This window comes from Anaerocaecibacter muris, assembly GCF_943192945.1.
Classification (GTDB): domain Bacteria; phylum Bacillota; class Clostridia; order Christensenellales; family Pumilibacteraceae; genus Anaerocaecibacter; species Anaerocaecibacter muris.
In genome coordinates, this window is sequence record NZ_CALPCE010000003.1 from 147,553 (window position 1) to 163,556 (window position 16,004).

Consider the following 16,004-nt stretch of genomic DNA (forward strand, 5'->3'; position numbering starts at 1 on the left):
TAACGCGTTTTTTGCATTTACCTCCCGAAAACATTGAAAAAACGCACGTTTTTGCGAGTAATTTTATCGCGTTGTTTTTCACGGTCAGTTATGATATACGGTATAAAACCGACCGTTTTTGCGCGCCCGACGGCTCGCCCGCGCGGGCAAACCGTTCTATCGCCGCTAAACCGCATATCGTTGCGTTTAATATAAAAAATCCCGTTCTCGATTGCTTTCGAGAACGGGATTTTGTTATTGCCGGTACGAAACTGTTACGCTTTGGGACCTGCGTTGACGATATTTGCGTCGAGGTTGTACTTTTTGATGTTTTCCGCAAAGTCGTGCGCGAGTTTTTTCGCAAGACGGTCGTATTCCGCTTTGTCCTTCCAAACGTTTTTGGGATTGAGGATATTGCTTTCCACGTTGGGGCAGGTCTTGGGGATTGCAAGCCCGAAGAACGGCTCGACCTCGTACTCGACGTTAGCAAGCGTGCCGTCGAGCGCGGCGGTGACGATTGCGCGGGTCGCGGGCAAGCTCATACGTTTGCCTACGCCGTAAGCACCGCCCGTCCAGCCCGTGTTAATAAGGTAAACGGACGATCCGTGTTTTTCTATTTTTTCGCCCAACAGTTTGGCGTACACCGACGACGGCAACGGCATGAACGGCGCGCCGAAGCACGTGGAGAACGTGCTGACGGGGTCGGTTATGCCGCGTTCCGTGCCAGCCACCTTGCTCGTGTAGCCCGACACGAAGTAGAACATTGCCTGTTCCTTGGTGAGCTTTGCCACGGGAGGAAGCACGCCGAACGCGTCCGCAGTAAGGAATATAACCGTTTTGGGGTGTTTGCCGACCGACGGAACGACCTTGTTGGGGATAAAGTCGATCGGGTACGATACGCGCGTGTTTTCGGTAAGACTGCGATCGGTATAATCGGGCTTGCGCGTTTCGTTATCGATTACGACGTTTTCCACAAGCGCGCCGAACTTAATCGCGCCGTAAATTTCGGGTTCGTGTTCTTTGCTCAAATCGATGCACTTGGCATAGCAGCCGCCCTCGATATTGAATATACCGTCGTCCGACCAGCCGTGCTCGTCGTCGCCGATAAGTCCGCGCTTGGGGTCGGCGGACAGAGTGGTTTTGCCCGTACCCGAAAGTCCGAAGAACAAGGCGGTGTCGCCGCTGTTGTCGAGCGCCATATTAGCCGAGCAGTGCATGCCCAAAACGCCCTTTTGCGGCAACAGGTAGTTCATAAGGCTGAACACCGATTTTTTCATTTCGCCCGCGTACTTCGATCCGACTACGAGTATAAGTTTGCGGTTGAGGCAAAGCAGTATCGCCGCTTCGCTGTTAGTGCCGCATTCTTTGGGGTCGAGTTTAAGCCCGGGAACGGCGATGAGCGTGTAGTCCTCTTTAAAGTCTTTAAGCTCTTTTTCCGTCGGACGGATGAGCATGTTGTTCATGAACAGGTTTTCGGACGCGTATTCGTTGATTACGCGCACAGAAACGCGGTACTTGGGATCCGCGCCCGCAAAGCCGTCGAACAAATACACGTTTTTGCCCGAAAGATATTCGCCTACCTTTTTATAGATAAGCTCGAATTTGTCGAGCGGGAACTTTTTGTTTTCCGTTCCCCAGCCTATCTGTTCGGATACGCCCGCTTCGTCAACGATAAATCTGTCCTTGGGCGAACGACCTGTGTACGCGCCCGTTTCGACGAGCAACGCGCCCGTGTCCGTGAGTCGCGACGGTTCGGTCTTTAACGCTTCCTCGGTGAGCCACGCGGGGCAACGGTTGCGTTCGACCTTTTGGGGTTTGACGATTCCGTACTTTTCGATTCCGTAAGTTTGCATATTTACTCCTTTGGGCTTTTGCCCTATTGGTTTATTAGCTTTATTGTAAAGTTGATTTTTGCCGCGGCGGTTACCGCTATCGCGCGTTACGCTCTACCCAGCTTTTTGCCGAGTTCGAACAAATTTGCCGCGCCCAACTGTTCGGCGCGCGCCGTTGCGGGAAATCCCATGCCGTCGAGCGCGTCCGTAACGTCCTGCTTATTTATGCCCGCCGCAGTGAGGTTGTTCACCAACGTTTTGCGTTTTTGCGCAAAGCAAAGTTTGATAAACGCGTCCAGTTTGTCGGTTAGCGGTTCGCCGCCGTTGCGGTCTAACCGTATGAGCGTGCTGTCCACCTCGGGCATGGGCGTGAAATCCCACGACTTGACGTCGCGTATTTTGGTCGGGTTTGCCACCGCTTGAACGCACGCCGACAGCGCGCCGAAGTCGCCGCCGTCCGTCGCGCAAATCCTGTCCGCGACCTCTTTTTGCACAAGACACGTCACGGAACCGCACAGTTCGGATTTCAGAAAAGTAAATATAAGCGGCGTAGTTATATAGTACGGAAGATTGGCTATTACTATGTACGGCTCGCCTATGAGCATATCCACCGTTTCGACGCCCAGCTCCAAAACGTTGTTGCTGAACAGCTGCACGTTGTCCAGACCGTCAAGCGTTTCGTCGAGTATGGGGAAAAGCGTTTCGTCTATTTCAAACGCGCACAGTCGCCGCGAGCGCTTTGCGATAGCCCGCGACAGCGTGCCCGCGCCCGCGCCGATTTCCACGACGCACGCGCCGTCGGCGCCGCCCGCCTCGGCTATTTCGTCCAGAATTTGCTCGTCGAAGATGAAATTCTGACCCAAAGATTTCTTGTATTTGAACTTGTGCTTACCGAGCACTCCCTCGAAATCCGCCATGATAGCATTATAACATAACGCAACCGAAAAGGCAACAGATTATCGATAAATTAACCGCAAATAAAGCGCGCGTTTGCAACCGCTCGACGCGGCGAAAAACAGGGAGGCTTGACAACTGGCGGGCGGAGTGTTAAAATATTTACGTATAAACTACCGCGCCCGCGCGATTGCGATCGGCGCGGCAAAAGGAGAAACCGCGACATGACCGAACTGTTGCCATACTCCGCGGACTTGCGCGGAATTGACTGTCACGTACACAGCAGGTTTTCGCCCGACGCGAAAAATGCGGGCGCGGACGCTCCCGCGCGGATTGCGCAAGCGGTGCGCGACAAGGGGTTGCGCGGGTTTATAGTTACCGACCATATCGACGTCGGGCACTGGCGCGAGTTTGACCCCATTGACTTTGACGAATACTTTAAGACGTGGAATCGCGTGCGCGCCGACAATCCCGACCTTACTATATATATAGGACTGGAAGTCGGGTTTGAAATGCGCACTGCCGAACAGTCAGCCGAACTGATTAAAGATTTGCCGCTCGAATACGTTATAAACAGCGCGCATTACTGGGCGCAGGGCGTGCGCGACATATTCTCGCGCGGGCGGCTCGATGCGTACTCCGTCTACCTCGATGCGGTGCTTGCGTCGCTGGACGCGCCCTATCCGTTTACCACTATCGGGCATATAGGCTTTCCCGAACGTTACGCGCCTTACGACAAGTCCGAACGCGCCATGGCTTACGAACTATTTAAGCCCAAGCTCGATAAGATTATAAAGACAGCCGTATCGCGCAATATTCGAATAGAGGAAAACACAAATGCGGGCGGAGAAATGCGCCTGCCCCGCGCCGACTTTTTGCAAGCGTACAAAGCCGCGGGCGGCGCGCGTCCCGTTATCGGGTCGGACGCGCACGTTTCGTCGAGCATAGGTCAATACTTCGACAAAGCCGAAAAGTTTTTAACCGACATATTCGGCGAATAGTGTTACACACTGTTTTTACGCCATTTATTTCTGCCGAACGAAAACGAACGGGTTTAACTATTAAGCCGTTCGTTTTTCTTTTTATTTATTATATAGAGAGCGTTCGGCGACGATTATTGTTGTTTACCGTCGTTGTTATCCGCTTTGTCGTTTTCGGCGTTTTGTTTGTTTTCGTCGCGGTCGCCGTCCGCCGTATGTACGTCGGGCGCGGGGCTGTGCGCGCCGTTTATTTCGTAACCGAATATGTCGTAGTCGGCTTGTCCGCCGTCGCCGTTCTCGACCGACTGCGCGGGCGACGCGGAGCTGTCCGATCGCGGTTTAATTCGCGTGACGGGCGCGGGGATTTTCTTTAATATCACTATCGACATTGTGGAGAATATAAAGTCGAGCGGCATAAGTATAAGCGTAGCTACCACCGCGAGGACGGGATAACCGCCCAGCATGTTTGCCCATTCCGCTATGTTCATGCCGTCGATGCCTACGGACAGCACGTTGACCGTTACGGCGTACACTATGCCGAACGTCGCGTTGAAAAACACGACCGCTGTGACGGCGCGGATTATCGCGCTTTTTACTTTGAAATAATTAAACCTGTGGATAAAGTGCGCGAGTATGCCGTAAGGCGCGAACATCAAGACGAACGCGAGCCATTTGACGGACAGTCCCGTCATTAAAAACATTAGACCGACGGACGCCGCCGCGCACAGCGCGCCGTAATATATACTGCCGCGCTTGCATGCCAAAAATATGCAAAATGCCGCTAAAAACAACGGCATAAAGCTCAAAGGCAGGTACGCTGTAAACACGCACATTATTACCGCGAGCGCGGTGCATACCGCCGCCGTGGTAAGTTTTTTTGTCGATGCGTTCATCAGCAACAACGCATGGCGTTGCACAGACAGTCGGTCAAGCAGTACGCGCAACAGCACGACGACAGACAGTTGGCCATATCCTGCGGCTGTTGTTGCGGATATTGCCCGCCCTGATCGTTATAGGGTTGCTGATTGTAGTTGCCGTTGTTGTTGGGCACTGCTTGCTGTTGCGGTTGCGCGCCCGTCATGGACAGGTTAAGTTTTTCGAGCGACGAACGGTATTTCGTATTGGTCGGGTCGTCGCGCAACGCCATTTCGAGTTGCGTTTTTGCCTCGGTCAACCATTCGCGCTTGTAGAACACAATCGCTTGCATATAGTGCCACTCGCCCTTGCGGTCCTGCACGGAGTCGAGTATGTCCTGCGCCTCGTTGTATTTGCCCTGACGGATAAGCTCGTCTACGCGGCTGTAATCGCCGCCGAACGACGTCTGCTTGTTTTCCCGTTCCAGATTGGAACTGATGACAACCCACGCTTCTTCAAGCTCTTGAAGTTTGCGCGCGCCCTCGTTGCCCTCCTCGCCCGACTTGAACCGCTGTTCGCCGTAAAGGTCGTGGAGTTCCTGATATTTTGCTTTTAACGTTTCGGGGTCGGCGGTTTTGTCCAGACCGAGAATCGCATACGGATCTTTCATTTATAGCACTCCTTATAGAGTTATATTATATGCGCGGATTTTTTAACTTTTTTGTCGATTTGAGCAATTCTTCGGCTTTGCCGCGCATGCCGTTGAAAACTATGTTCCTTAATAGGCTGTAACTTTGAGTAAGTTTTAATCCGCCGAAACAGCCTTCCGCCCTGCCGCAAATACTGCCGAAACAAAATTCGAGTTCCGCGCGGTGCTCGTCGATAAACGATTTGCGGTTTTTAAATTCGCCGAACGTCGCCAAAAACGGATTGTACCGCTTGTGCTTAAAATCCTCGGTTATATCGTCGAGCGCGTCGGCAAGGTATACGAACTTGCCTACATTATAGCACAAACCTTTTAGATTGTCATCTGTTTGCACGCCCAAAATCAATTCGGGCAGGTCGCGCATGAGGCTCGCAAACGCGTCCGCCGCGCGATCCACGCCCGCGACGCGCTTTTGCTCTATGTCGCGTTGCGCCGCGCAGTACTTTTCTATCGCCGTCCACGCTTGCGGGCAGATCTTTTTTGCCGCCGCCAACGGTTTTTTAAGCGCGCGCCGCACGGCTCTGTACTTTATGCCGTCGCCGTCCGCAACGCCGTCGTCCGCCTTTTGATAACACAGCATGATATTGACTGCGGATAGGCGTTCGAGCAGAGGATTGCTCTGCAATATCGCTTTCTTTTTGGGATTGAGCACGCAACCGTGTTCCTCTATCACAACGTCCGCTTGCGCATAGTCGTGCATGAGCGCGGACAAAAACGCAAAGTCGTAATTTGTGGTAAACCGCGGAAACTGTCCGTACAGCCTGCCCGTTTCACAGCACATGCCGCAATAAAACGATCGGTATAGCACAAAGTCGCTCGCGCGGAGCGTGCTTTTTTGCGGAACTATATATCCGTACATTACAACCGCACAAACCCTATCTTTTTATAGACCTTTTCCAAAGTCCGCCGCGCAAGCCGCGCCGCGACGTCCGCGCCGTCTTTCATAATACCGAGCAAAGCCCCGTCGTCGGCGCGCAGCCGCTCGTACTTTTCGCGTATGGGGCGCAGTCGCTCCACCGCCGCTTCGCCCACGCGCGCTTTAAACGTCGCATAGTCGGCGTTCTCGAACTCGCGCTCCGCGCTTTGAACCGTGCCGCCCGTGAGCGACGCGTAAATGGTGAGCAGGTTGGTTATGCCGAGTTTGTCCTTGCTAGCTTTGACCTTTGTGTCGCAGTCGGTGACGGCGCGCTTGAACTTGCGCATTATGTCTTCCGGCTTGTCGAGTATAAACACCGTGCCGTCGCCCGCGCCCTCGCTCTTGCCCATTTTTGCCGTCGGGTCGGACAGCGAATATATGCGCGCGCCGAAGGTCGGAACTTTGCCGACCGGTACGGTGAACGTGGGGCTGTACTTGTTGTTAAACCGCAACGCGATATTTCTGCACAGCTCGACGTGTTGCATTTGGTCGTCGCCGACGGGCACAATGTCCGCTTGATACAGCAGTATGTCCGCCGCCATCAGCACGGGATAGTCGAACAGCCCGACGTTTACGTTTTCGGGCGCTTTCTTGCTTTTGTCCTTGAACTGCGTCATGCGGCTCGCTTCGCCGAACATGGTGTAGTTGTTTAACAGCCAGCTCAACTCCGCGTGCGCGGGCACGTGCGACTGCATAAAAAGTATGTTCTTTTGCGGATCGATCCCTATCGCTATCAATAGCGCGAACAATCGCTTGCTGTTTTCCCGCAGGTCTTTGGGCTCGATAGCCACGGTTATGGCGTGCAAGTCCGCGACCGAAAAAAGACAGTCGTACTCGTCGGACATGCCGCCCCAATACTGCATTGCGCCCAGATAATTGCCGAGCGTAGGATTGCCCGTGGGCTTGATTGCTGAAAACACGCGCTTGCGTTTTTCCGTATTCTGTTGTGTAACGTCGTTATTTTCCATATCTATTTTATTTACCGTAACCGCGCAATATATAGTCGGAAATTCGGTCGGGCGCGACTACGTCGTCGAACCTTACGGGCAGGTCGAACACGTCCGCAAGCGACTGCGGCACGTCCATAGCCGTCATGTCCTCCAACTCGCGCAATGTGTCGGCGGTCGCCTCGCCCTGCGCGGGTTCGCCGAGCGCGCGCAACACAGCGGGCGCAAACTTGTACGGATTAGCCGTAGATACAACCACCGTCGGACGCACAAGCTCGCGGCGCATTGCCACCGCGTAAGCCGCCGCCGTGTGCGTGTCTATTAAATACCCGTACTCGTCGAACATGTCGGCGATGGCTTGCTCCGTATCGTCGTCGTCGGCGTAATCGCAAGCAAACGTTTCGCGTATCGCGTCTATTTCGTCCTCGGACACGGAGAACCGCCCCGTCGCTTTAAGCTCTGCGTAACGCTCCGCCGTTTTGGTCGCGTCCCTGCCGCTCGTTTCGTATATAAGACGTTCGAGGTTGCTCGAAATAAGTATGTCCATGGACGGACTTTCGGTCTTGTAAAACTCGCGGTTTACGTCGTACTCGCCCGTCTTGATAAAGTCGGTCAAAACGTTGTTGCGGTTGGACGCGCACACAAGTTTGTTTATGGGCAAGCCCATTTTAAGCGCGTACCACCCCGCCAAAATATTGCCGAAGTTGCCCGTCGGCACTATAAAGTCTATCTTGTCGCCCGCCTTGATTTCGCCCGCGTCCACCAAGTCGCAATAGGTCGAATAGTAGTAGGCTATTTGCGGCACAAGCCTGCCTATATTGATTGAGTTAGCCGACGACATTGTTATATTATTCTCGCCGAGCGCGGTCTTTAAACGGTCGTCGCGGAACGCGGTTTTTACCGCAGTTTGCGCGTCGTCGAAGTTGCCCGTTATGCCGACCGCGCGCACGTTGTCGCCCGCCTGCGTTTGCATTGCGAGTTTTTGCACGCGGCTTACGCCGTCGGTCGGATAGAACACGCACACCTCCGTGCCGTCCACGTCCTTAAACCCTTCGAGCGCGGCTTTGCCCGTGTCGCCGCTCGTCGCGACAAGCACAAGCGTTTTGCTTGCTACCGATTTTTCCGCTTTTGCTCGAACGAGAAGTCGAGGCAGAACGGACAACGCCATATCCTTAAAAGCGTGCGTCTTGCCGTGCCAAAGCTCCAACACGAACAGTCTGTCGTCCAGCTTGACGACGGGCGCGGGTTCGTCCGTATCGAACGTGCCGTAAGCGTCTTGCGCAACGCCCGACACGTCAAAGTCGAAAAACGCGCGCAACACCTTGTCGGCGCGCTTTATGTAGTCCAGCCCCAAAAATTCGGTATAGTCGAGCTTGGGCAAAGCGACGGGCACGTACAGCCCGCCGTCGGCGGAAATTCCGTCAATAACGGCGGACGCGCCGTCCGTTTCCACCGACCCGTCGCGGGTCGAAGTGTATTTCATATCAGTTGTTTTCCGCGTAGGGTTTTAAGAACGCGGGCAGGCTCGCCGCGGACACGGTCGCCACGAAATCGACGTTTTCCGCCACCGCCGCGACGGCGTCGAACACGGGTTTTAGGTCTTCGGCGGACAAGCCCAAAAGTCTGCACATGCCGTCGATAAACACTTTTTGAATATCGAAGTTGGTCGCGAGCATGCCTTTTAAAAAGCCTATGAATTCGGCTTCGCTTTTAACGCCGAACTCGCCGAGGTTGATAAAGCGCACGTCGGGATTTACGCCCAACGAATCCGCATTGTCGGTAATAAAGATTACTTGACCGGACGCGTTTTTTGCCGCGAGGTTAGCCGCGTCGATGACGCGTTTGGTCTTGCCACTGCCTTTTGCTCCATAAATAACGGAAATCATAATGGTTTCTCCTTGTGAGTTATTTTGTAATGTAGCTTGATATATGTTGCCGAAAATCCATTTCGTGCGCGCGGCTGTTCGCCGCGTAAACACCGCAATCAGTCTATGAGTTGGGCGAGGAAGCTCGCAATGGCGTCCAGTCCGCGCTCTATGTCTTTTTCGGACGCGGCGTAGGACAGACGGATATAGTCGGGCGCGCCGAAGCCCTCGCACGGTATAACCGCGACCTGCACTTGCTCCAAAAGCAACGACGCAAAGTCGTAAGCCGATCGTATGCGCTGACCTTCTATGCTCTTGCCCTCGAACTCCTTGACCGAAGCCATTACGTAAAACGCGCCCTTGGGCTCGATGTACTTAATGCCCAAACGCTGTAACCGCAACATCATGAGCGCGCGCCGCGCGTCGAACGTTGCGCGCATGTCCTCCAAAAACGCGTCGCCGTGATACTTATCGGACAGCGCGACCGTGGACGCATACTGCGCAATGGTGTTGGCGTTGGACGTGCTGTGGCTTTGCATGCTCGACATTGCCGAGGCGATATGCTCGTCCGCCGCCGCGTACCCGACGCGCCAACCCGTCATGGAATACGTTTTGGACAGACCGTTGATGACGATAGTGCGTTCTTTCAATATATCCGAATACGCCGCTATGGAGTGGTGACGGCGTTCGTAAGTAAGTTTTTCGTAAATTTCGTCGGACACGACAAAAATTTCGTGCTTTTCGATAACCGCCGCCAACGCGTTAAGCTCGCTGCGCGTATAGACCGCGCCCGTCGGGTTGTTGGGGTTGTTGAGTATAAACGCCTTGGTCTTGTCGGTTATGGCTTTTTCCAGTTCGTCGGGCGTGAGTTTGAAACTGTTTTCGGGCTTGGTCTGCACGAACACGGGCACGCCGCCTGCCATTTTGACAAGCTCGGGATAGCTCAACCAGTACGGCGACGGTACAATAACTTCGTCGCCCGGTTCGAGTATCGCCATAAACGCGTTGAACAGCGAGTGCTTTGCGCCGTTGGACACGACGATATTGGACTTGTCGTAATCGAGCGCATTATCGTTTTTCAGCTTGGCGCAAATCGCGTTGCGAAGCTCGACCGTGCCCGCCGCGGGCGTGTACTTGGTCAGCCCCATTTCGAGCGCTTTATGCCCCGCCTCTATTATGTAGTCGGGAGTGTTAAAGTCGGGCTCGCCCGCCGCAAACGACACGACGCGCATGCCGTCCGCTTTCATTTTTTTCGCGCGCGCCGTTATTTCGAGAGTGAGCGACGGCGAAATCTGTTTTGCTCTTTTTGCTATTTCCACGATGATATTCTCCTGTACGGATATATTATACACCGCCCCTTTGAAAAAATCAAGCCCTTGCGCTAATTGCCTGCAAACCGCGCAAACTTTTCGATAGACGCTTTATCGACGGACGGCTTGACCGTTTCGAGCGCGGACTGCACGTCCAACATGTTCAGCCCGCTCACCTCGCCCGTTCCGAGCGATCGGAACAGAGGCGCGTCGGTCGCACGGTCGATAAGCTCGGCAATGTCCGCGCCCGAAAATCCGTCCGTGCGCTCGGCTATATAATCGAAGTCTATATCGCCGTCGGTCTTGGTGTCCGCGAGTTTTTTGACAAGCATTGCTTTTCGCGCCGCCCTGTCGGGCAAGGGTATATAAATCTTTTGACTGAACCGCCCCGATCGCATAGCCGCCTCGTCCACCGCCCACGGGTTGTTGGTCGCGCCCAGCACGGTAAGCCCCGCGCCGCCGCCCGAAAACCCGTCGATCTGCTGTAACAGCTCGTTGACGCGTCTGTCGTTGTGCACGTCCTGTCCGCGCTTGAAAAACAGCGAATCCAGCTCGTCGAAAAATATGACCGCGCGATCGTTCTTGCGCGCGGCGTCAAACAGCGCGGCGATATTTCGCTCGGACTCGCCCACCCATTTGGACACGACGTCCGAACACTTGACGGCATAGAACGCCGCTTTCGCTTCGTGCGCGGCGGCGCGTGCGAGCATGGTTTTTCCCGTCCCCGGCGGACCGTACAGCAACACTCCGCCGCCCGACTTTTTGCCGAGCGCGGCGTACACGTCGCCGTGTTCCATGGGATATATTATCTTGACGCGCAACGCGTTTTTCGCGTCGTCCAGTCCTATAACGTCGTCGAACGTCGTATCGGGAATTTCGGACGTGCAAAACTTATCGCCGCAAACGTCGTCATCGACGCTTTGCCCGCCGCCGCGCCGTTGCGGCTTGACGGGATCGGATTGCGGCAAGCCGTCGGCAATGGCGATTATGCGCTTGGCTCTGTCCACGCGCGCGGCTTTGAGCTTGTCGCCGGACATTTTGGCAAGCTCGGTCATAAGCTCCGCCGCCTGATAAAAATCGCGCTTCGCCTTGTTGTATCGCCCCGCGTTGCGCGCGGCGACGGCGGCTTTATACACCGTGTCGAACGTGCGTAAAAGATTGTCCTCTGCGGTCATCATTGTTCTAATTCCGCCCGCTCGCCTGTTTTTTCGGGCGCGCCCGCAACGTCCGCGTCGAATTCGTTTTCGGAATCGTACTGCTCTTGCATTTCAAACATGGCAAGAAGTTCGTCGTCCGACTTGTTGACCGCATAGATAGGGCTTGCGTCCGCGTCCGCCGCCTGTTCGTAAGCCTCGAACATTTCGTCCGCGCCGACGAGTGCGTTTTCCGCGGCGGTACGGTTTTGCACCGAGTTCTGCAAAAACTGCGCGAGCGCCTTTTGGTCGCACAACAGCTTGTTGAGCGGCAGTTTGGTCGTGTTCTCGATAAACCGATTATCGTCCACCGCGGCTTTAAGCCGTTCGAGAAGTTTGACGTTGTATAAAAGGAACGCCGCGCGCTTGGTGTCGCGCTTGATTTCCTCTTGCAAGGTGTTTACCTTTTTTGCACACAACAGCTTGACGTCGCGGTTTTTCTCTTTGCGTCCGCGCTCCAACAACCGCTCGACCTCCTCGGACTTTTGCAGTATGCCGTTTTCCAAATCCTCTTGCTGTTTGGTCTGATCGATTATCGCATTGACAACGTCCTCGCGTTTCAGCTTTTTAAACTTGTTGCGTCCGAACATTACATGTTCTCCTTTACGATTTTTGGGGGTGGTTTTTGTCGCGCCGCCTTTTATGGGCGAGAGTTATGCTTGTCCGCTTTGCGGCGGTTCGCCTTGATTGCTCGGCAAACTCGGAATGATGGGGGTATTAGTAATTGCCGCGCTACCCTGCGGCGGTTCGCCTTGATTCCTCGGCAAGTTCGGAATGATGGGGGTATCGGTAATTGCCGTTTCACCCTGCGGCGGGTCGCTTTATTGTTTTACTAATTGTACGATTCGCGTTCCGCTAACGCGAGTTCGAGGTTTTTTACTGTTTCCTCGGCTTGCAAAAGTCCGCGATCGCCGCCCTTGCACAGTGCGATTTTGAGATCGCCCGCAAGCGCGTTTATTTTTTTATCGACTTGAATCGCGCCGACCGTCACGGTGGGCACGGTGTAGCGCGCGCGATCGTAAACTTTGGCGATACGGTCTTTAATATCGCCTTCGGCAATTTCGGCGCACACGCGCAGTAATCGCGCGTTGTCCTCCGTAAGTTCGCGGTTCTCTTTTAATATTTCCTTTTTATCGGGTGAAGAAAAACAAAATCCCATGACTGCCTCCGTTATTCGGTGAGTTCTATTTTACGATTTTCGCGCCGCACTGCGAACAGAACTTGGCGTCCGCGTCGAGTTTTGCGCCGCACTTGCCGCAAACAGCGGGCGCAAGCGACGCGCCGCACTCCGAACAAAACTTGCACGCCGCGCCCATTACCGCGCCGCAGGACGGACAGGCTTTACCCGTCTTGCCCAGCTCGTCGCGCTTGCGCTCGATAGCCATAATATCCGCGTCCGAAATTATCGCGCCCGCGACCGTGAACGAACAAAGTTCCAGCCCGTATTCGGCTGTAAAAATTTCGCCGAGCTTGACTTTGAGTTTGTCGGATATAACCTGCTTCTTTTCCGAAAACTCGGTGTAGCTTATGCGCTCGGCGCGCATGACCTCGGTCACAATCGGCTCGACGACGTTGACAAGTCGCGTCAACAACCGCTTTTTTAGCTTATCCACGCTGTATTCGCTGTCCGCGCCCACCAGCTCCAAATAGAACTGCTTTGGCGTTTTTACGCGAAATTCAAGCTCGCCGTTTATGCCGATAGACACGGGCACGCCCGTAATGGGGTCGCGCGCGCGTATGGGCGAAGCCGTGCCCCACAGCATGGGCAGTTTGGCGGACTTGGATATAAACACAAACTCGACCGACGCGACGTCGCTGTCCTTTTTAAGACGGAACAATCCGTTCTCGGTGTCGAAAATATCGTGCCTGCCCGCAGACAACGCCTCGGACACCACGCCGTCTTTTATGAGCAAAACGGTATGCGTTTCGGGCACAATCACTTGCGCCGACGCGTGCAGTTCGTCCGCGCTCTCGCGGCAAAACAGCTCCGTATTGCTTCCCGTAAATTTGACTAATTCCGCCATGATTATCTCCTATTGATATTTTTGAATCTGTTTAGATTTATGCCTTCCAAAATTATCGCTATTATAGTAAACACCTGCGTCGTTACGCCGAGCGCGTGCTCCGCATGCACCTGCGGGAAAAACATCACGCCGCTGACTAACAGTATCGTCAATATGCCCGCCGTAAGATTGACGGCGGTGAGCGTCTGTATTTTCGCGTTTTTGTACGACAGGTTAATTCCGTCGTTGGCAATGCGGACTATGCTCGCCGTCAAAAGCATTGCGCAAATTACTTGCCCGCTGTCGTCGTAATCTATCAGCATGAAAAGCGCGGACGCGAAAAATATATACGACAACGCCGCGGTCACGACGCACGCGACCGTCCGCGCGTAACCCATTGTCTTTTTTATTAACGCCTGTTGCGTGCGCATGACCTCGGCACGCTTATCCGCAGAAATCTTTTTTTGACGGTTGGATTCGAGCAAATCGACAAGCATGTCGTAATCGCGCTTTTGCGCGTCGGTCGCAAGCGACTGCGCCAGCATAAAATATTCGTTCGTGGAAATATCGACGGTCGAAGCGCGCAACTGACTTTCGGTCATGTTTAAGCCCGCGAGCATCTTTCGGAAATACAACAACGATGAATAGTAATTATACACGTCAACGGGCAATATGTTTTTGTTGTCCACAAGATAGTCGCACAGCTTGCCGTCGTTCGATCGGTTCTTAATGCGCTCGCGCAAAAACATCTCCGCGTTTTTGGCAACGGTGTCGCGCGCCTTGCGGTATTCCGCGACCTGCGCAGGCGACGCATACTTTAACGCCTTTTGGTATTCCGTTTCGCGCGTCACGTCCTCGACGCAAACAAGCCAGTTTTGCCCGTACTTCGCCCACAGTTTGAGCCAATAATATCTGCTCGCAATGTCGGGAAACTTGCGGTAGATAATTCCGTCGTCCGCGGCGAATACTCCGTCGCACCGCGCAAGCACGGCGGACATTGCCGCATAGTTTTCCGCTTTAAACAGTTTATCGGCTTCGTCGAGATCGGCTGTAACCGTTTTTACGGCGCGCGTGCGTAATGTTTCGCCCGCGACGGTTATGCGCCGCTCAAACGTCGGGTCGTTGTGCGCGTACCGCTCGGCGGTCTTGTAGTATCTGTGCGAAGAAAAGTCAATGCCGCTGTTCAAAAGCGCGGCGTCGTCGGGCATGCGGTAATCGCACAGCATCAACAGCCACCACGCTACGGCGCACTCGGGATCGCAGTCCAAAGCCTCGTCGATAATGGCGCTCGCCTTGTCGTAGTTTTGCGCAAGTATTTCTATTTCCGCGCGCTTTAACCTCGACCGCACGGCGTAAGCGGGCGCGGCGGTCGCCGCTATTTCGCCCGAAACAATACGTTCCAAACGGTCGAGCCGCTCTTGTTCCCTAACCCTGCGCTCCTCGGCTATAAGCCGTTCTTTCTCGCGCGCGGACAAACGCTTTTCTTCGAGCTCGGCTTTCTCGCGCTCGTCGCGGGCGAGTATGCCGCGAACGTCCACGACAAGCTGTTCGAGATGCGAATACGGGTCGTCTTGCGCGTCCAGCCACTGTACGGACGACAACGCTTTTTCAAACGCGCCGTCGTAAGGCGTGTCGTCTATGCGAAAACTGTAAAGCGCTTTGCCTTCGAGCACCGCCGCTTTGAGTTCCTTTTCGCAGTCCTCGGAATATATGGATTTAAAGCTGGAAACAAGCAGAAAAAGTCGGCTGTTTTCCACGCCTTTCAAAATATCGCGTTCGTAATTTTGCGACCCCGCAAGGATATTGCGCGGCGCAATCCAACACCGCAACCCCCGCTCTTCCAGCCGCGTGCAAATGGCGTCGGCTATGTCCTGATCGGGCTCGGCGGTGCGATGGCATATAAACACATCGCGATCCGTGACCCTGGCGTAACGAAGTTTTTGTATGTACGACTTGATGTTGCGATCGAGTATCGCGTCGAATCCGCGACAGGTCGAGGGGTACGCTCGCGCAATAAACTGTTTCGTTATGTCGAGGTACTTGGGTTCGACAGCCGCGACAAGCGCGGTCGTCACCTCTTTAAGCTCGTCGGTTGTTACGCCCGAGAAACTCGCATTGCGCAAAAAATCATTGAACGCAACGTCGTTGTCCGAATACCTGTCGGCAAGCGCGACGTAAAACATCGCGCAAAAATCGTCGGGCAGAACGGACAATATCTTTTGCGCGAACAGCTTTACGCCGCCGTAATCGCGCGCCTTGTTGCTGTCCTGCTGTAAGCGCAACTGCTTCGCCAAATACTCCCGCCATGCACGAACGTCCTGCGTGCGATCGAGAGTAACTTTGGAGAACGCAACGGCGCGCGGTACGTTGAACGTGCTTCCGCACGCCTCGCACTTGCAAAACTCGCCCGAACCGTCGGGTATGACAGCGGAACTTCCGCAGTTTGTACACCTAACCTGCTCCATCTCTACTATATCATTATATCACCGTCGGGATTAGTAAACAATGTTATAAGCATTAAAAT

The 16,004-nt window shown here is 54.2% G+C and carries 15 protein-coding genes; 1 reads left to right on the forward strand and 14 read right to left on the reverse strand.

Translation table 11 applies throughout. From position 1 onward, the window contains the following. Nucleotides 1–254: 254 nt before the first annotated feature. Both pckA and rsmA read right to left on the reverse strand, forming a co-directional pair. Nucleotides 255–1,832: a phosphoenolpyruvate carboxykinase (ATP) gene (gene pckA / locus NFR57_RS03820; protein WP_251182510.1), complete on the reverse strand. Its 1,578-nt coding sequence runs from the start codon at nucleotides 1,830–1,832 to the stop codon at nucleotides 255–257. 86 nt (nucleotides 1,833–1,918) lie between these two features. After that, complete coding sequence (rsmA, locus tag NFR57_RS03825) at nucleotides 1,919–2,728, reverse strand: 16S rRNA (adenine(1518)-N(6)/adenine(1519)-N(6))-dimethyltransferase RsmA (RefSeq protein WP_251182511.1); 810 nt, start codon at nucleotides 2,726–2,728, stop codon at nucleotides 1,919–1,921. A 201-nt stretch (nucleotides 2,729–2,929) separates the two neighbouring features. On the opposite strand from rsmA, the gene NFR57_RS03830 reads away from it, so the two are divergent. Next, the gene (locus NFR57_RS03830) at nucleotides 2,930–3,706 is read left to right on the forward strand and encodes a PHP domain-containing protein (protein WP_251182512.1); all 777 of its coding nucleotides are present in this window, start codon (nucleotides 2,930–2,932) and stop codon (nucleotides 3,704–3,706) included. 113 nt (nucleotides 3,707–3,819) lie between these two features. Here NFR57_RS03830 and NFR57_RS03835 read toward each other — a convergent pair whose 3' ends face one another. The 12 genes from NFR57_RS03835 to NFR57_RS03890 all read right to left on the reverse strand — a co-directional run bounded on the left by NFR57_RS03835 (nucleotide 3,820) and on the right by NFR57_RS03890 (nucleotide 15,945). Next, nucleotides 3,820–4,578 (reverse strand): YybS family protein, encoded by a 759-nt coding sequence (locus tag NFR57_RS03835; protein ID WP_251182513.1) that lies wholly within the window; start codon nucleotides 4,576–4,578, stop codon nucleotides 3,820–3,822. Beyond that, nucleotides 4,578–5,210, reverse strand: a complete 633-nt coding sequence (locus NFR57_RS03840; RefSeq protein WP_251182514.1) for a PDDEXK family nuclease — start codon at nucleotides 5,208–5,210, stop codon at nucleotides 4,578–4,580. Before NFR57_RS03840 ends, NFR57_RS03835 begins: the two co-directional genes overlap by 1 nt. Nucleotides 5,211–5,235: 25 nt before the next feature. Further along, nucleotides 5,236–6,105: a DUF5685 family protein gene (locus NFR57_RS03845; RefSeq protein WP_251182515.1), complete on the reverse strand. Its 870-nt coding sequence runs from the start codon at nucleotides 6,103–6,105 to the stop codon at nucleotides 5,236–5,238. Next, entirely contained in the window at nucleotides 6,105–7,130 is a 1,026-nt protein-coding gene (gene trpS / locus NFR57_RS03850) for a tryptophan--tRNA ligase (protein WP_251182516.1), read from the reverse strand. The genes NFR57_RS03845 and trpS overlap by 1 nt, the downstream gene beginning before the upstream one ends. A 7-nt stretch (nucleotides 7,131–7,137) precedes the next feature. Beyond that, a complete protein-coding gene (gene thrC / locus NFR57_RS03855) occupies nucleotides 7,138–8,592 on the reverse strand; it encodes a threonine synthase (RefSeq protein WP_251182517.1) in 1,455 nt (484 codons plus the stop codon). Between the two features lies 1 nt (nucleotide 8,593). Beyond that, complete coding sequence (locus tag NFR57_RS03860) at nucleotides 8,594–8,995, reverse strand: hypothetical protein (protein WP_251182518.1); 402 nt, start codon at nucleotides 8,993–8,995, stop codon at nucleotides 8,594–8,596. 98 nt (nucleotides 8,996–9,093) lie between these two features. Further along, the gene (locus NFR57_RS03865) at nucleotides 9,094–10,293 is read right to left on the reverse strand and encodes a pyridoxal phosphate-dependent aminotransferase (protein ID WP_251182519.1); all 1,200 of its coding nucleotides are present in this window, start codon (nucleotides 10,291–10,293) and stop codon (nucleotides 9,094–9,096) included. A gap of 62 nt (nucleotides 10,294–10,355) precedes the next feature. After that, complete coding sequence (locus NFR57_RS03870) at nucleotides 10,356–11,462, reverse strand: ATP-binding protein (RefSeq protein ID WP_251182520.1); 1,107 nt, start codon at nucleotides 11,460–11,462, stop codon at nucleotides 10,356–10,358. After that, nucleotides 11,459–12,067, reverse strand: coding sequence for a hypothetical protein (locus NFR57_RS03875; RefSeq protein ID WP_251182521.1), 609 nt, complete (start codon nucleotides 12,065–12,067; stop codon nucleotides 11,459–11,461). Before NFR57_RS03875 ends, NFR57_RS03870 begins: the two co-directional genes overlap by 4 nt. A 242-nt stretch (nucleotides 12,068–12,309) precedes the next feature. After that, a complete protein-coding gene (locus NFR57_RS03880) occupies nucleotides 12,310–12,636 on the reverse strand; it encodes a hypothetical protein (protein WP_251182522.1) in 327 nt (108 codons plus the stop codon). Nucleotides 12,637–12,661: 25 nt separating this feature from the next. Next, nucleotides 12,662–13,501, reverse strand: coding sequence for an SPFH domain-containing protein (locus tag NFR57_RS03885; RefSeq protein ID WP_251182523.1), 840 nt, complete (start codon nucleotides 13,499–13,501; stop codon nucleotides 12,662–12,664). A 2-nt stretch (nucleotides 13,502–13,503) separates the two neighbouring features. Then, nucleotides 13,504–15,945 carry a toll/interleukin-1 receptor domain-containing protein gene (locus NFR57_RS03890; protein ID WP_251182524.1) on the reverse strand — a complete coding sequence of 814 codons (2,442 nt, stop codon included), beginning with the start codon at nucleotides 15,943–15,945 and terminating at the stop codon, nucleotides 13,504–13,506. Nucleotides 15,946–16,004: the final 59 nt, after the last annotated feature.

What these genes read in the sequence shown, in the direction of transcription:
- pckA (WP_251182510.1), bottom strand. Translation starts at nt 1,832, where the DNA reads ATGCAAACTTACGGAATCGAAAAGTACGGAATCGTCAAACCCCAAAAG.
- rsmA (WP_251182511.1), bottom strand. Translation starts at nt 2,728, where the DNA reads ATGGCGGATTTCGAGGGAGTGCTCGGTAAGCACAAGTTCAAATACAAG.
- NFR57_RS03830 (WP_251182512.1), top strand. Translation starts at nt 2,930, where the DNA reads ATGACCGAACTGTTGCCATACTCCGCGGACTTGCGCGGAATTGACTGT.
- NFR57_RS03835 (WP_251182513.1), bottom strand. Translation starts at nt 4,578, where the DNA reads ATGAACGCATCGACAAAAAAACTTACCACGGCGGCGGTATGCACCGCG.
- NFR57_RS03840 (WP_251182514.1), bottom strand. Translation starts at nt 5,210, where the DNA reads ATGAAAGATCCGTATGCGATTCTCGGTCTGGACAAAACCGCCGACCCC.
- NFR57_RS03845 (WP_251182515.1), bottom strand. Translation starts at nt 6,105, where the DNA reads ATGTACGGATATATAGTTCCGCAAAAAAGCACGCTCCGCGCGAGCGAC.
- trpS (WP_251182516.1), bottom strand. Translation starts at nt 7,130, where the DNA reads ATGGAAAATAACGACGTTACACAACAGAATACGGAAAAACGCAAGCGC.
- thrC (WP_251182517.1), bottom strand. Translation starts at nt 8,592, where the DNA reads ATGAAATACACTTCGACCCGCGACGGGTCGGTGGAAACGGACGGCGCG.
- NFR57_RS03860 (WP_251182518.1), bottom strand. Translation starts at nt 8,995, where the DNA reads ATGATTTCCGTTATTTATGGAGCAAAAGGCAGTGGCAAGACCAAACGC.
- NFR57_RS03870 (WP_251182520.1), bottom strand. Translation starts at nt 11,462, where the DNA reads ATGATGACCGCAGAGGACAATCTTTTACGCACGTTCGACACGGTGTAT.
- NFR57_RS03875 (WP_251182521.1), bottom strand. Translation starts at nt 12,067, where the DNA reads ATGTTCGGACGCAACAAGTTTAAAAAGCTGAAACGCGAGGACGTTGTC.
- NFR57_RS03880 (WP_251182522.1), bottom strand. Translation starts at nt 12,636, where the DNA reads ATGGGATTTTGTTTTTCTTCACCCGATAAAAAGGAAATATTAAAAGAG.
- NFR57_RS03885 (WP_251182523.1), bottom strand. Translation starts at nt 13,501, where the DNA reads ATGGCGGAATTAGTCAAATTTACGGGAAGCAATACGGAGCTGTTTTGC.
- NFR57_RS03890 (WP_251182524.1), bottom strand. Translation starts at nt 15,945, where the DNA reads ATGGAGCAGGTTAGGTGTACAAACTGCGGAAGTTCCGCTGTCATACCC.